13 protein-coding genes are annotated in these 14603 nt (G+C 48.7%); 5 read left to right on the forward strand and 8 right to left on the reverse strand.

Features of this window, described 5'->3' with window-relative positions; all coding sequences use genetic code 11:
- Nucleotides 1-80 precede the first annotated feature (80 nt).
- Nucleotides 81-728, forward strand: coding sequence for a tRNA (guanosine(46)-N7)-methyltransferase TrmB (trmB, locus tag ABZR88_RS19710; RefSeq protein ID WP_107827671.1), 648 nt, complete (start codon nucleotides 81-83; stop codon nucleotides 726-728).
- A gap of 62 nt (nucleotides 729-790) precedes the next feature.
- On the forward strand, nucleotides 791-1126 hold the full coding sequence (locus ABZR88_RS19715; RefSeq protein ID WP_107827672.1) for an MGMT family protein: 336 nt from the start codon (nucleotides 791-793) through the stop codon (nucleotides 1124-1126).
- Between the two features lie 13 nt (nucleotides 1127-1139).
- Here ABZR88_RS19715 and ABZR88_RS19720 read toward each other — a convergent pair whose 3' ends face one another.
- The 3 genes from ABZR88_RS19720 to ABZR88_RS19730 are packed head-to-tail and all read right to left on the reverse strand — an operon-like array spanning nucleotide 1140 to nucleotide 5802.
- On the reverse strand, nucleotides 1140-1691 hold the full coding sequence (locus ABZR88_RS19720) for an STM3941 family protein (RefSeq protein WP_107827673.1): 552 nt from the start codon (nucleotides 1689-1691) through the stop codon (nucleotides 1140-1142).
- Nucleotides 1692-1693: 2 nt separating this feature from the next.
- Entirely contained in the window at nucleotides 1694-2053 is a 360-nt protein-coding gene (locus tag ABZR88_RS19725; protein ID WP_107827674.1) for a VOC family protein, read from the reverse strand.
- A complete protein-coding gene (locus tag ABZR88_RS19730) occupies nucleotides 2050-5802 on the reverse strand; it encodes a S8 family serine peptidase (protein ID WP_107827675.1) in 3753 nt (1250 codons plus the stop codon). The genes ABZR88_RS19725 and ABZR88_RS19730 overlap by 4 nt, the downstream gene beginning before the upstream one ends.
- A gap of 186 nt (nucleotides 5803-5988) precedes the next feature.
- Here ABZR88_RS19730 and ABZR88_RS19735 point away from each other — a divergent pair, with 186 nt between their 5' ends.
- Both ABZR88_RS19735 and ABZR88_RS19740 read left to right on the forward strand, forming a co-directional pair.
- Complete coding sequence (locus ABZR88_RS19735) at nucleotides 5989-6729, forward strand: energy transducer TonB (protein WP_107827676.1); 741 nt, start codon at nucleotides 5989-5991, stop codon at nucleotides 6727-6729.
- A 197-nt stretch (nucleotides 6730-6926) separates the two neighbouring features.
- Nucleotides 6927-8468 (forward strand): YifB family Mg chelatase-like AAA ATPase, encoded by a 1542-nt coding sequence (locus ABZR88_RS19740; protein WP_107827677.1) that lies wholly within the window; start codon nucleotides 6927-6929, stop codon nucleotides 8466-8468.
- A gap of 143 nt (nucleotides 8469-8611) precedes the next feature.
- Here the strand turns inward: ABZR88_RS19740 and ABZR88_RS19745 are convergent, their stop codons facing one another.
- Together ABZR88_RS19745 and ABZR88_RS19750 are read right to left on the reverse strand one after the other, a co-directional pair.
- A complete protein-coding gene (locus ABZR88_RS19745) occupies nucleotides 8612-9484 on the reverse strand; it encodes a PfkB family carbohydrate kinase (protein WP_107827678.1) in 873 nt (290 codons plus the stop codon).
- Between the two features lie 74 nt (nucleotides 9485-9558).
- Nucleotides 9559-10155, reverse strand: coding sequence for an FMN-dependent NADH-azoreductase (locus ABZR88_RS19750; RefSeq protein WP_107827679.1), 597 nt, complete (start codon nucleotides 10153-10155; stop codon nucleotides 9559-9561).
- Nucleotides 10156-10263: 108 nt separating this feature from the next.
- Between ABZR88_RS19750 and ABZR88_RS19755 the strand changes: the two genes are divergently transcribed.
- On the forward strand, nucleotides 10264-10653 hold the full coding sequence (locus tag ABZR88_RS19755) for a helix-turn-helix domain-containing protein (RefSeq protein ID WP_107827680.1): 390 nt from the start codon (nucleotides 10264-10266) through the stop codon (nucleotides 10651-10653).
- A 31-nt stretch (nucleotides 10654-10684) separates the two neighbouring features.
- Here the strand turns inward: ABZR88_RS19755 and xth are convergent, their stop codons facing one another.
- The 3 genes from xth to ABZR88_RS19770 all read right to left on the reverse strand — a co-directional run bounded on the left by xth (nucleotide 10685) and on the right by ABZR88_RS19770 (nucleotide 14520).
- Entirely contained in the window at nucleotides 10685-11455 is a 771-nt protein-coding gene (xth, locus tag ABZR88_RS19760) for an exodeoxyribonuclease III (protein ID WP_107827681.1), read from the reverse strand.
- A gap of 180 nt (nucleotides 11456-11635) precedes the next feature.
- Complete coding sequence (locus tag ABZR88_RS19765) at nucleotides 11636-13393, reverse strand: ATP-binding protein (protein WP_107827682.1); 1758 nt, start codon at nucleotides 13391-13393, stop codon at nucleotides 11636-11638.
- On the reverse strand, nucleotides 13390-14520 hold the full coding sequence (locus tag ABZR88_RS19770) for a universal stress protein (protein ID WP_107827683.1): 1131 nt from the start codon (nucleotides 14518-14520) through the stop codon (nucleotides 13390-13392). Before ABZR88_RS19770 ends, ABZR88_RS19765 begins: the two co-directional genes overlap by 4 nt.
- Nucleotides 14521-14603: the final 83 nt, after the last annotated feature.

The following is a 14603-nucleotide window of genomic DNA, read 5'->3' on the forward strand; positions in this document are numbered from 1 at the left end:
AAAAGACCCACACCGCTGTTTTTCTAGATAAAAAATACGCGCTGATACCGTATTTTTGCGGCTTCATATTTTTTAATACAGTGGGAAAAGACAAGCTGAGATGCTTTGCCGAGGTGTCAACTTTTAGTAACGTGGTGCAAATGGAAGACGGTAAACCTTACCGTGGCAACTGGAGCGCCGATTTTTTTAAAAACAACCAGCCGCTGGTGCTGGAACTGGCCTGTGGCAAAGGCGAATACACCGTTAACCTTGCACGCTTCTTCCCCGAAAGAAACTTTCTGGGTATTGACTATAAAGGCAACCGCATTTGGCGCGGCGCCAAAACAGCACTGGAAGATGGCGTAGCCAACGCCGGTTTTTTGCGCATCCAGATTGAGAACCTGGTTGACTATTTTGCCCCTGGCGAGATTGACGAGATCTGGATCACCTTCCCAGACCCGCAGCCACAGCTGAGCCGCGAGAAGAAACGTCTTACCTCTCCCCGTTTTCTGGAAATGTACAAGCAGTTGTTAAAACCGGGCGGCTTTATGAGCCTAAAGACCGACAACGACGGATTGCATGCTTACACCGCTGAGAAAATTGAGGAGTTGGGTTTAAAACTACACGTTAAAACTGAAGACCTGTATCACTCGCCTTTTGCCGACGAGGTGCTGTCTATCAAAACCTACTACGAGAAAAAATACTTGCAGGATAATAAGAACATTAACTACCTTAAGTTCTCTTTTTAGCGAGACGGTTGGCGCGAGGCGCGAGCATCGGTTAGCCAGAACTGCTGTTAATTGTAAAAGACATGCCCGATAAAGATTTTTACGATCAGGTTTACCAGGTAGTTCGGCTGATACCAGCCGGACGGGTTACCTCGTATGGAGCTATAGCGGCTTATCTGGGTGCTAAAAGCGGCTCGCGTATGGTGGGTTATGCCATGAACAATTGTGCGGGCATAGAGCCACCGGTACCTGCGCACCGGGTGGTTAACCGCAACGGATTACTTACCGGCAAATTTCATTTTCACCCCAACAGCCTCATGGAAGACATGCTGGCCAGCGAAGGTGTAAAAGTAGAAGACGATAAAGTAATTGATTTTAAAAACGTTTACTGGGCCCCGTCCGTCGAGCTGGCTTTGTAATCGCCCCACTCTTTTACATATTGTCCAGTTCCTTGCGTCTTTCAAAGCTATCGCTTATTAAACGATAAATCTCATCAAAACCACATTGTAAAGTATTGGCGTTGATGCATACCGGCGTACCGTAAAGGCGTTGGTTCATCTTCATCAGTTGCCTTTTCATGCCGTTGGACTGGGCGGCAATTATTGCGTCGGCATCCTTCACAAACAACAGAATAAACTGCTGGCTTTTTACCCGGGCCATATCAACACGTTCTATGGTGCTCCAGGGCACCAGGCCGGCCGCCGTGCCGCTGGAATGATCGGTAATACCATCGTCGTTAATAATCAGCCCAGGTTCTGTATCACCAAACTTTCTGAAGATAAACACCATACACACTCCGGCTAAAACAATGACCGCACTCCCTACTAGTATTAACAACGCCCGGGGGCGTGCCGGACTCATCATATGGTCAGACTGGATGATAACCCACACCCCACCAATAGCAAACAAAAACGCAAGAAACATCAACAAACGCAATTTGCCTTTGTCTAACGATATCTTGATCTCATTTTTCAATACCATCATGGTTATATAAACTGCAAGAACTCCATTCTGTTTCCAAACGGATCGATAAACGAGAAGCGTTCCCTACCGGGGATAACGGGCTCCTCCTTCACCTCAACTCCTTTACTTTGCAAATAAGCCTTTGCAGCCAGCACATCCGCTACCTCAAACGCGCTATGCCTGATACTGCGCGGCAACGATGGCTCTACGCCAATATGCAACTCAATACCCGCCACGTTAAACCAGTGACCGGGCGCACCAAAAACATCAGGCCGGTAGGTTTCTGGCAAACCAATTACATCGGCATAAAACTGCCGGGCTTCTTCTAATCGTTCGCGCGGCACGCAAACGTGTATGTGGTCTATCCGTTTAAAAGTTATCATTTAGTGGCGATGAATATTTTACGTCCGTATACTTTACTGCCCAACTTGATGCGCAACACGTAAGTGCCTGTTATTTCGCGGCTCACATCCATTACCGTGCTAAAACCGCCAGCTTTAATTTGCTGCTGTTTGGCGTATACCGTTTGCCCTGCATTGTTTACCAATGACAGCGTAAGCGCGTCATCATTCTTAGCTGTAAATATCACATTCAGTTTGCCATTAGTAGGCACCGGGAACACCGCCAGGCCTATATCTGAATCATCTGGATGCTTGGCCTTCCGCGCATATACAAACGGATCTGAAAACACGGTACAACCACCATTTAAGATTGTAGCCACACGATAGGTACCGCTATGGCTTGGTACAAACGTATTATTAGTGGCACCGGCAATAGCAGTACTATCTTCATACCACTGGTTACTGGCAACCCCGCTTGACGTAAGCAAAGTATCAGCTTGAGTTATGGTAGGCTTAGTTAGCGATACCGGCACACGGGCAGTTGACGCACAGCCCGCGCTTTTTACATGCAGATCATAAAAAAAGTAATAGAACCCTTTGTAGTAAGCCGTATCAGCTGCATTGGTAGTTGACGTTGCATTGTTTGACAAAATACTGAACACACCACCCACACTATAAGGATAACCCGTTACCCCGCTATTGCTGCGGAAAAGCGTTGCCGTATTATCATAAGATGCCGTAATACCGTAAGTACCCGCTGCAGGCAGCAACAGATTAAGTTTATAAACCTGTCCCTGATCTGCCGGGTCATTAGCTTGCGCGCCAGCCGCCGGGGTGGTGCGGGTGGCCACTGCATTGATGGTAGTTGTAGATACAATTTGTCCGCTACCGTTAGTTACATTAAAAGTGACATTGCCCGAGTTGCCCACATACAAACGAGCGCTTTCTAAAATAACCGGCACCTTAGTATTAACCGTTACCGTTGGCGTAAACTGATTGTAACCCCCATCTGTATACTGGCTTTTAGTAGTCGGGCCAATGCTTCCGCTGAAATCATTTACCCCGGCATAGAAAGTGCTGTTTACAGGGGCCTGGGCTGTCAATGCAGGCGTACCGCCGGTAATTGGCAATGCATCATTCTGATTTTTATACCACAGCAAGCCGCCATCTGCCACGCCAGAGAGTTGGTACATGCCAGACTCGGCACACAAAAACGCCTGTAAAGCCGTTGGTGTTGGCGCGGTACCGGTAACAATATTAGCGGTATAGCTATTGTTGCCCGTCACCGGATCATTAGCCAGGTTAGTGGTTGCAGTTACAACATAGGTGCTGCCAGCCACAGCAGTAAAAGTACCCTGCATGTTAAAATCAACCTCTGCCTGTGCGGCTATAACACCAGTGTAGGTCTCGGTAAAGGTAGTTACCGCATTATTGGGCGCAGTAATAGTGACCGTAACCGGAACACTGCTGATAGACGCACTACCATAATTTTTAATGCGCACGGTTAAATTGGTTAAACCGGCGCAGGCCCCTGTAGGGTTACTGGTGGTGATGGCAATTGCGCCAGCATCGGTTGCTGTTTTGGTAAACTGCACACGGTAATCCTGCGTTTCGCCTTTGCCGTAAGTGCCGCAAGGTGTTACGGCAGCAGGGTCTGTAGTTTCTGTAAGCACTACGCGCATCAGGCTGTAGTTGCCCGGAGTAACGTTGCCCGGAACGGTAATATTACCGGTAAATATTCCCGTAGCGCTGATGGTTCCGGTAGTAACGGCCAACTCTGTAGTTGGGTCAAACGTACCATCACTATTGTAATCAATAAAAACCTTGGCAATTTTATTAAAGTTGCCGCCGCAGGTGCCTAATGTAAGTGAGATGGGATAGGTTTTACCCTGCTCCAGCAATACAGTAGTGGCGGTGTAATCAGCATAAGAAGTACAGCCTGCCGCTGGTGTATTGTTTAAGTTTGATAACGTGATGTTATTGATCCTCGAATCGGCATTAGATGCCGGTGCCGACGCGCAATACGCCGCCCCGCCAATGCCAGTAGCAATTAACGAGTATGGCTGCGAGCCGGATTGCAATGTGCCTTTATGCGATACGGTGATGGTATAAGTATGCCCCGGTACTGCGTTTGGCACATACACCTGCTCTACATTGTCGCGGATGTTATCGCCTTTGGTGGCCAGCGCAGCCGGTTGTGTTGGATCAAGCACCCAGGGCAAATAAGTGGTGGTGCCATCGCTGATTCTGATATCCAGGTCATTCACCAGTTTAGGGGTGCGGTCATTCAGTGTGCCATCTGCCGATGGAGTACCTTGCGGATCTGTCCAGCAAATGGTAGCCATCAGCACACCGTTGCCCGATGCTACTACGTTGTAGGTTGATGTTTGTCCCTGGTTTAATTGAGCTTCCTTAATCAGGCTTTTGCCGTTATTATCGGTAATGGCCTGGGCGGCTTTCTTCATATCCAACAAGCCCCAACCGAAGATATAATCGGGGCCGGCATTACCTGCGTCAAAAGCCGTATGACAGGCCAAACCTTTCAGCGTGGCCGATTTCATGAAGTTGCCCGCATTCTTTTGCGAGTAATACTCTTGCAACAAATAAAGCGAGCCGGTTACATTTGGCGCAGCCATTGATGTGCCCGAGAGCGTTACATACGAGGTATTGGTAGCATTATCTGTCGACAGCACGTTAACGCCCATCCCGCTGATATCCGGCTTTACGCGTCCATCATCCGTCGGGCCAAAAGAACTGAAATACCCCACAGATATATCTTGCGAGTTAGCCGGACCAAACGGCAGCGGATTTACCGCCGCTACCGTCAGCACGTTCTTGGCGTTGGCGGTAGTATTTAGCACATCATAACTATCATTACTGCTGATGCCTGCGGGGCGCGGACCTTTGTTCACCAAAGTTTGATCGGTACGGCTACGATAGCCCCAGTAGGTTTGACCTACCGCCGGACCTGTTTCGGCCCTGGCGTTGCCTGCCGCCTCTACAATCAGATAGTATGGGGCATTGTAAGCAATTTTATCCCAAGCCTGGGCGCGGGTATCATAAAAACCAAAGGTGTAATCTTCGGTATCGCCCGGCAGTCCGTACCATTCCCAGCGGTTTTCATCGTCATTAAAATTCCACCCGGAAAGACCGCCGTAAGAGTGATTGGAAAGCAACAGCGAACTTGCGGCCGCCGTCATCTCGGCAACGTCATTATTAAAGTCATATTCACTTAGCGTAGTGGCCCCTGGGGCCATACCTTTAGCCGGTGCATAAACACCTTTAGCCATCAGGGTACCCGCCACGTGTGTGGCATGCTCAATAATGCTGGCGCCAAAATCTTTCGGGGTGATAGTTTTGCCGGCAAACTCCTGATGTGTGGCCAATATCCAACCACCATCCCACAAGGCTAGTTTATTATTCAGCAACGTACTTGATCCGCTCAGGTTCAACCCAAGCGAGCCGCCTGGCTGTACCGCGTTGGTTTGTGTGGTTGCGGCAGATATAACGTTGTTGTAAGTTTTTAGATACTGCGGAAAACCCAGGCTATTTACCCCCTGCAACACAATCAAGCTACCATTGCGCTTTTGCAACCGGGTAAACCAGTTATGCCCCGATGCGCGTTGCATAGCGGCCTGGTGACTAGCATTATAGGTATCATTTAAAACTGCCGATAACTGCTGCAACTCCTGCCGGCGCGCTTCAGATACCAGCTGCTGCTGAGCAAAGGCTGTGGTTGCGCTACAAGTTATTACCAATAAAAACAGGTATAGCCCTAAAGGTTTAATCATATATAACGGGGTACTGTAAATACACAGGTAAATGTAATGCGCAAAGCATTAATATTTTATAATAATATATGTTAAAAGGATAAATATTTTTTTTAGAGCACGGTACAGCAGCGCTCATCTATCAAACCCAATCAGCATGGTGGCAGATACTTAATATTGATTTTTTGCATTAACTTTATACTAACCATGAAGAAACCTATTACCACCTTTTGCCTGGCACTGCTTGGTTTAAGCGGCTTTGCACAGGTAACACGCACTGCGGTAAAAGACACGCTGAATACGCAGGAAAAGTACACCGTGCTGAAAAGCAATCCAAACATCAGACAAGGGAAATATACGCTCTACGATCGCCCGACGGGCAAAATACTCACTACCGGCTTTTATACCGACAATAAAAAAACTGGCACTTGGCGCGATTACAACTACAAAGACCGCGTAATTGCCGAAGGCGAATATAAAGACGACCAAAAAGTTGGCGAATGGAAGTATTATGATGATCTGTGGCGACTGAGCGACATATATGATTTTAACCGTAAAATACTAACCTACCACCGTGCCACCCATGCCGATAGCGTGCGCATTTACCAGGTGCCCAGGGGTAAGGACACACTATCTGTGCGCCTGGACCGCCCGCCTATCTATCTTGGTGGCGATGCCCTGATGTACCGCAACCTGCAATACAACCTGCCCTACCCGTCGGATGCACAGCGCAGAAAGATCAGTGCCAAAGTAGTCATCTCTTTTACGGTGGATGAAAACGGTAATACCCGCGATTACCAGGTTTATCAAAGTGCCCGCAATGATTTAAACCAGGCGGCAATCAAAGCCATTAAGCTGATCCAAAATGCCTGGGTTCCAGGTGTGCTGCATGGCAAAAACGTGCCAGTGGTATTGCATTTGCCGATTGCGTTTAAGGTGGATGATTAATGATAAGGGAATAGGAACCGTATTACTTTCCAGACGTCATTGCGAGGAACGAAGCAATCTCTGCATAGGACTAGTGGACACGCATAACCGATTTGCAAGTACAGAGATTGCTTCGTCCCTCGCAATGACGTGATTTAAAAACCAACATTACCCAACCGATAAATTCGCTATCTTCACGGTTTAAAATCTTATCAGTTTTGTTAGTTAAAACCTTTGGCAGCGCCGTTTATGGCATCGAGGCCATTACTATCACCATAGAAGTTAACATTAGCGGCGGCAACCCGCACTATGCCATTGTGGGCTTGCCCGATAATGCCGTGCGCGAGTCATTGCAACGCATTGAAACGGCACTCAGCACCAATGGGTACCGCATGCCACGCCAGCGCATTATTGTAAATATGGCGCCAGCTGACATCCGCAAGGAAGGTTCTTCTTATGATTTGACCATTGCCTCGGCCGTATTGGCAGCATCCGGACAAATTGAGAACACTGAACTGGGCAAGTATCTCATTATTGGCGAGCTTTCACTGGATGGGGGCCTGCAACCAATCAAAGGTGCCTTGTCTATAGCCATACAGGCTCGCAAAGAAGGTTTTAAGGGATTCATCCTCCCCAAACAAAACGCCCGCGAAGCGGCCATTGTAAACGATCTGGACGTATACGGTGTGGAGAACATTAAACAGGTAGCCGATTTTTTTAACGGCGAAGGCGACCTGAAACCCGAAGTAGTAAATACCCGCGAAGAATTCTTTAACAGCCTGAGCAATTACGACAGCGATTTTAGCGATGTGCGTGGCCAGGAAAACATCAAACGCGCGCTGGAGATTGCAGCAGCAGGCGGCCATAATGTAATACTGATCGGTCCACCGGGAGCGGGTAAGACGATGCTGGCCCGCAGGCTGCCTTCAATATTACCGCCGCTCAGTTTGTACGAATCTTTAGAAACCACCAAGATCCACTCGGTAGCCGGCAAGCTGGCGGCCAGCGATGCGTTGGTGACGGTGAGGCCGTTTCGCAGCCCGCACCATACCATATCAGATGTTGCACTGGTGGGCGGCGGTACCAATCCCCAGCCAGGCGAGATCTCATTATCACACAACGGCGTTTTGTTTCTGGATGAACTGCCTGAGTTTAAACGCACTGCCCTGGAGGTAATGCGACAGCCCCTTGAAGAACGCCGGGTGACCATCTCCCGTGCCAAATTTACGGTTGATTATCCGGCCAGTTTTATGCTGGTGGCTAGTATGAATCCTTGTCCGTGTGGTTACTATAACCACCCCGAGAAAGAGTGCAGCTGTCCGCCCGGACTGGTGCAAAAATACCTGAGCAAGGTATCAGGCCCATTACTTGACCGCATTGATCTACACGTAGAAGTTACCCCTGTAAACTTTAGCGAACTAGCCAGCGACCGCCTGGCGGAGAAAAGCGAAGATATCCGCGAACGTGTGATTCGCGCCCGAGAGATCCAAATCCAACGCTTCGGCGCCAAGCCTGACCTGCACGCCAATGCACAGATGAGTCCGCAGATGGTGCGTGATATTTGTAAAATCAATGCCGCGGGACAAAATCTATTGAAAAAAGCTATGGAGAAATTAGGCCTCAGTGCACGCGCTTATGACCGCATTTTGAAAGTGGCCCGCACCATAGCAGACCTAGCCGGTAGCGAAGAAATTTTACTGGAGCACCTGGCTGAAGCCATCCATTTCAGAAGTTTGGACAGAGAGGGCTGGGCAGGGTAATAGAAAAATGAAGCGAAGGGTGTCATCCTGAGCTTCGTCGAAGGGCGCGCGAAGGCCTGCATTACTTGTTATGCATAACGGTAAGCCCCCGCACGTGTTTCGACGGTGCTCAACATGACACCCTTTTCTGTTATGTTACTAATTCAAACCCGTTCCCGCATAAACTCCTCCACCTCGTCTACAGTACCATTAAAAGCGCCGGCATGCTTGGTCTTTAACCCAGCCATGGCGGCACCGAAGTGGCCAGCCTCCTCAATGGTTCTGCCTTGGGAACGGGCAAACAGGTAACCAGCTATGTAAGTATCGCCGCAACCAGTAGTATCAACTACCACATGGGGCATATAGGCCGGGATGTCTATCCTGTAATCATCAGCATAAATAAAAGAACCTTTGCTGGCGTTGGTCACCACCACTTCTTTTACGCCGAGCGATGCGATATGGCGCACGCCATCCATCAATTCTTTTTGACCGGTTAACGCCAGCACTTCACCAACATCTGCTTTGAGGGTGTGGATGTGCGGCAACGCATCTTCATACGCGGCCCATTCATGCGCATATACCTTTTGGTTCTCAACCCGGCGCAGATAACCCTGCACATCCAAACTCACCTTGCTTTTCCACGAAAGCGTCTTGATCAGGTCTAAAGAAATATCATCGGCCAATAATGGGCCCAGATGGAATATTGCTGCATCAGTCGCCGCTAAGTGATCAGCCTTAAAAGGATCAGCTTTTGCTAAAACATTTTGGGTGCGCTCATCTTTGTTATCGCCATAAATGTTTTCAAAAAACACGGTATGTTCGCTAGGTTGTACCTCTACGGTTACACCAGCCTTGCGCAACTCTTCGGCATAATGCAGCTCGGCCTCACCCAACGCAGTAACCAACAGATACTTCAGCGGCATGCGGCTCAGCGCCTGCGAGAAATACCAGGCGGTACCACCTGGCATGTAAACTACTGATTCTTTGTTAACTACCTTATCATTAGTAATGTGTCCTATGCTGCAAATCTCGTACATCCCGGCAAGATATGGATTTGCCCCGATAACTGCTTTCTCTCTTTAGATGAAATGACAAAACGAGGAGATACAACCTATACTGCCACACTTTCAATCGCCCTACTCAAAGCAGTTTCCTGCAGGCCCGGCATACTCAGGCCTTCGGCGCGGTAGGTGGTTATATCAGTCATCCCCATAAAGCCCAGCACGGCACGCAGGTACTGCTCTGTGAAATCAAAACTTTGCATTGGGCCCTCGGTATAAACACCGCCGGTGGTGATGGCCAGATATACTTTTTTATTCTTCACCAACCCTTCCGGACCATTTGCCGAGTAACCGAATGTTTTGCCGGAGCGGGCAACATGATCGATCCAGGTTTTTAGTGATGAAGGAACGCTAAAGTTGTACATCGGCACGCCAATAACAATAGCGTCGGCGGCCAGCAGTTCGTCTACCGCAGCATCAGAATTTACCACGGCTGCCGCTTGTTCTGGTGTGCGTGCCTCGGCCGGGGTGAAGAACGATTGAAAGTGCACTTCTTCCAGGTGGGGATAAGCCGACTGGGTGAGGTTATGTTCGGTTATGGTGCTGCCGGGGTGGGCCGCATTAAGTTTCTCTACAATGTCTCGGCCCAGTTTAATGCTCGCAGAGGCCTCGCCCCGCGGGCTTGATATCAGGTGTAATATTTTCATACGGTTTGTTTTTTAAACGACACAAACCTAGCGGGTATCGTTCGCAAAACAAGGTCACTATCCAAAAGCATAGCACTATCAATCAGGATAGTAACTAACTTTGAACTTATGTTACCAGAAGAAGAAATACCAAAACACAGTGCCGAGGCCTGCCAGAACAGCATCAGCGCGGTAAAAGACGCGCTGTATGTACTAAACGGTAAATGGAAACTGCCGGTGATAGCCGCACTGATGGATGGAGCCATGCGCTTTAACGAATTGCAGCACGCACTGGAAGGCATCACCCCTAAAGTACTCTCGAAAGAATTACGCGAGCTGGAACTAAACGAACTGGTAACCCGCCAGGTATTTGCCACCGTACCCGTAACGGTAAGCTACGAACTGACAGACTACAGCAAATCATTAAATAGCGTGCTTACCAGCCTGCGTTTATGGGGATATCAGCACAGAGAGCATATTATAGCTTCGCGAAGGATGAAGATTAAGCATGCAGGGTAACGTTGCGTTTTTACCCTTTTCATAACGTTAGTTAACTCAGCTCAATCCATACCGGCGCGTGGTCGCTGGTTTTCTCCCAGCCGCGCACGTGTTTATCTACCCCTGCACCCGTTAAACGCTCAGACAACGCCGGACTCAACAGAAAATGGTCAATACGCAGCCCTGCATCGCGGCCATAAGCATTGCGGAAATAATCCCAGAATGTATAAATGGTCTCAGTTGGATACAGTTTGCGGATAGCGTCGGTCCACCCCAGATCAATCATCTTTTGGAAGGCCGCGCGGGTTTCTGGACGAAAGAGTGCATCATCCACCCAGCGCTCGGGTTTATACACGTCAATCTCTGTTGGCATTACGTTATAGTCGCCGGCCAGCAGCGTGGGTTTACCTTCGGCCAGCAAATCGGCCGCATGTTTGGCCAGGCGCTCAAACCAGGCCAGTTTGTAATCAAATTTGGGCCCGGGCGCCGGGTTACCGTTAGGCAGATACAAACCGCCAACAATAATACCGTTTACCTCGGCCTCAATATAGCGGCTGTGCAAATCTTCCGGATCACCGGGCAGCACACGGCAACGCTCTGTGATCTCCAATCCTTTTGATAATATAGCCACACCGTTCCAGCTTTTTTGTCCGTGCCAAATAGCATTATAACCGGCATCCTTCAGCGCCTGCTCCGGGAAATTTTCCTGAATGGCTTTGAGTTCCTGCAGGCAAACCACATCGGGCTGGGTTTCTTCCAGCCAGCGCAGCAAGATGGGCAAACGGGCATTAACGCTGTTAACGTTGTAGGTGGCTATTCTCATAGATCGGCTTGTTGATGCTGCTAAATTCAGCATTTAATTTTAGAAAAGCGCGAGGTATGTTGTCGAATAACCATTCCCCTCTTGAGAGGGGGCGCGGTAGATGGTGCAGTGGCAGGGGTGTGTCCTTTCGACGAAATGACACACCCCTGCCCCCTCTCAAGAGGGGAATCGCTCAGGCTATCACGCCTTGGCCAATGGCAACGTGAAATAGAACCTACTACCACTTCCCATCTCACTTTCCAAACCTATTTGTCCGCCTTGTGCTAAAATAAACTCCTTAGATATAGCCAATCCTAAACCAGAGCCTGATTTATTTTGCCCGTCTGTTGGTACCTGGAAGTACCTATCGAACAAACGCTCCTGGTATTGGGCTTCTATTCCTTTACCAAAATCCTGCACGGAAAACTCCAAGAACTGCCCCTTCGGCATCACTTTGATCACGATCTTTGATTTGTCTGGACTATAACGCAATGCGTTGGAAAGGAAATTAATCATTACCCAGGCCGTTTTCTCTACATCGGCGTGCACATTGGGCAGGCTGGCGGGCAGCAATTCTTCAATGGTCACCTTCTTTTGCCCGGCCTCAGATTTTACCGCTTTAACTGCATAGTTCAGGATCTGCTCTGGCTTGGCCGGGATGAAATTGAGTTGGATATTGCCCGTTTCTACCTGCGAGAGATCGAGCAGTTCATAGGTAATCTTCAGCAATCGCTCGGCATCATCGCCAATGTGGTTCACCAGTTCTTCCTGCTCTTTATTGAGGCCGCCTACACGCTGATCATGCAGTAGTTTCAAGCTCATTTTAATGGCTGATATCGGGGTTTTCAGCTCGTGCGATATGGTGGCAATGAAGTTAGTCTTGGCCTCATCGCGTTCTTTAAACTCAGTTACGTTGCGCAGAATATACACCCTACCGGCAGACTTTCGGGCAAAGCTGATAGTATCATTCAACCCCGGACTAATATTGGGCACCGTAATTTCGGTAGAATCCAGTTGAAAGAAAGCGTCTTTTCCGTTCACCACCACGCGGAATGGTTTATGAACGCTTTCGCTTTCTATGATAGATTTCAGCAGATCATTATGTCGGGCAATTTGCGTGATATCCTCTCCGTCAAACTTATCATCACTCAGATTGAGCATACGTTTGGCCGAGGTATTGATAAACAGTACTTGCTGCTGCTCGTTCACACCGATGATGGCATCCTGCATCTGTTCAATAATAGTATCGATGCGCTGTTTCTCACTCATTATTTTGGAGAGGTTGCTGTTTTCCCACTCTTTCAAACGCGCCGCCATATCGTTAAAGGCATTGGCCACCTCGGCAAACTCATCGTTCTGTTCAAAGTGGATACGCTCTTGATAATTTTGCTGACTGATCTGCCGGATACCTCTTAACAACGCATTGAGCGGATTAGAAATAGCGCTTGGGAAGTTAACGCTGAAACTAAACAGCACCAAAAAAGTAAAGGTACCGGCCAAACCCAGCAGGATGATCGTTTTATCGACCGATCTATTGGCCTGGTCATTCTTACGTACAATGCCCCGCATGTTTACTTCCTCTACATCCCGCAGGCGTTTGCGAATTTGGCGTTCTATTTCGGTACGCGCCTGCGGCGTGGTAGCCGGGTTGATTAATTGCATAAATCCTGCACGTACGGCGCGGGCCGCTTCGCCCTCACCAGGCTCGGTAATGTTGTGCTCTTCTTTAACCAGTTGCTGCTCAAAGATGGTTTTGGCCTGATTGTTTAGCGGCAATGAATTGTTGTCGAGCACGGTACGCATCTCGCGTGCAAACGTGAGCGACTCGTAATTGTCTTTCAAGATCACCTTGCCGCTGCCGGCAATCTGGTTGACAAAGAAGATGGACAGTGCGCCAAAGAATAATACGATGACGAACAAAAATCCAAATCCGAGGCGGAGTTTATTCTTTACTTTCATGACAGTATAACTAAATCGGTTTCTGTCGCGGCAATCTTGCGTAACAGCTGGTTAAAAATAGCTGTTCTCAATATCACCTGGAACAGGTTTAAATGTGGTTTTCCAATACAAATGGTGGTGACCTCGCGTTCCTCGGCCACCTGCATAATTGTTTGCGCAATGTTTGCGCTTTTTACCTTCAGTACTTCGGCACCCAGCTCTGTCGCCAGCTTAAAATTATTAATGAGGTGACGCTGCTTGTCCAGCTTAATGCGATTACCGCTCTCACTTTCGGTTTGCACATACAGAACAATCCACGGCGAGCGATAGTAGGATGCCAGCCTCGCCGTTTTACGAATCACCACTTTGGAAGTATGGGCGTTGGATGAGATGCAAGCCAGAAATTTCTCAGGCCGAAGCTTAATCTGCTTGGGCACCTCCATATCAATCTTACGCTCCAGGTAATGCGCCACCTCTTTCAGCGCTAGCTCGCGTAACTGCAGTATCTTATCTCCCTGGAAAAAGTTCTGCAGGGCCCGTTCTATCTTGGCCTTATCGTAGATCTTACCCTCACGCAGGCGCTCAATCAGTTCATCAGCAGTTAAATCGATGTTCACAATCTCATCGGCTATCTGCAAAATCTTATCGGGGATACGCTCGGTAATAGTAACACCGGTGATGTTCTCTACATCCTCATTCAAACTCTCCAGGTGTTGAATGTTTACCGCGGTAATGACACTGATACCGGCCTCAAGCAGATCCATCACATCCTGCCAGCGCTTGGCATTTTTGCTGCCTTCAATATTGGTATGCGCCAGTTCATCCACAATCACCACTTCAGGGTGACGGTTCAGAATGGTTTGCAGATCCATCTCTTCCAGCTCCTTACCCTTGTAAAAAACAGTGCGCCGGGGAATAACAGAAAGCCCGTCAAGCAAGGCATGTGTTTCGGCGCGGTTGTGTGTTTCTATGTACCCAACCTGTATGCTGATGCCATTTTTCTGCAGGGCATGCGCCTCCTGTAGCATACGGTAGGTTTTGCCTACACCGGCGCTCATGCCAATATAAACCTTCAGCTTACCCCGGCGAGATTTTTTCACCAGGTCGATGAAGTCTTTTACAGAACCGTTTTTGCTTTCAGTGGTCATGGTTTTACCTCTCCCCAACCCTCTCTAAAGGAGAGGAAGTTCTTTACTTTTAAATTTAAATTCTTTCGCACCCCGCCTACGAT

The organism is Mucilaginibacter yixingensis (assembly GCF_041080815.1).
GTDB classification, from domain to species: domain Bacteria; phylum Bacteroidota; class Bacteroidia; order Sphingobacteriales; family Sphingobacteriaceae; genus Mucilaginibacter; species Mucilaginibacter yixingensis.

What these genes read in the sequence shown, in the direction of transcription:
- ABZR88_RS19715 (WP_107827672.1), top strand. Translation starts at nt 791, where the DNA reads ATGCCCGATAAAGATTTTTACGATCAGGTTTACCAGGTAGTTCGGCTG.
- ABZR88_RS19720 (WP_107827673.1), bottom strand. Translation starts at nt 1,691, where the DNA reads ATGATGGTATTGAAAAATGAGATCAAGATATCGTTAGACAAAGGCAAA.
- ABZR88_RS19725 (WP_107827674.1), bottom strand. Translation starts at nt 2,053, where the DNA reads ATGATAACTTTTAAACGGATAGACCACATACACGTTTGCGTGCCGCGC.
- ABZR88_RS19730 (WP_107827675.1), bottom strand. Translation starts at nt 5,802, where the DNA reads ATGATTAAACCTTTAGGGCTATACCTGTTTTTATTGGTAATAACTTGT.
- ABZR88_RS19735 (WP_107827676.1), top strand. Translation starts at nt 5,989, where the DNA reads ATGAAGAAACCTATTACCACCTTTTGCCTGGCACTGCTTGGTTTAAGC.
- ABZR88_RS19745 (WP_107827678.1), bottom strand. Translation starts at nt 9,484, where the DNA reads ATGTACGAGATTTGCAGCATAGGACACATTACTAATGATAAGGTAGTT.
- ABZR88_RS19750 (WP_107827679.1), bottom strand. Translation starts at nt 10,155, where the DNA reads ATGAAAATATTACACCTGATATCAAGCCCGCGGGGCGAGGCCTCTGCG.
- ABZR88_RS19755 (WP_107827680.1), top strand. Translation starts at nt 10,264, where the DNA reads ATGTTACCAGAAGAAGAAATACCAAAACACAGTGCCGAGGCCTGCCAG.
- xth (WP_107827681.1), bottom strand. Translation starts at nt 11,455, where the DNA reads ATGAGAATAGCCACCTACAACGTTAACAGCGTTAATGCCCGTTTGCCC.
- ABZR88_RS19765 (WP_107827682.1), bottom strand. Translation starts at nt 13,393, where the DNA reads ATGAAAGTAAAGAATAAACTCCGCCTCGGATTTGGATTTTTGTTCGTC.
- ABZR88_RS19770 (WP_107827683.1), bottom strand. Translation starts at nt 14,520, where the DNA reads ATGACCACTGAAAGCAAAAACGGTTCTGTAAAAGACTTCATCGACCTG.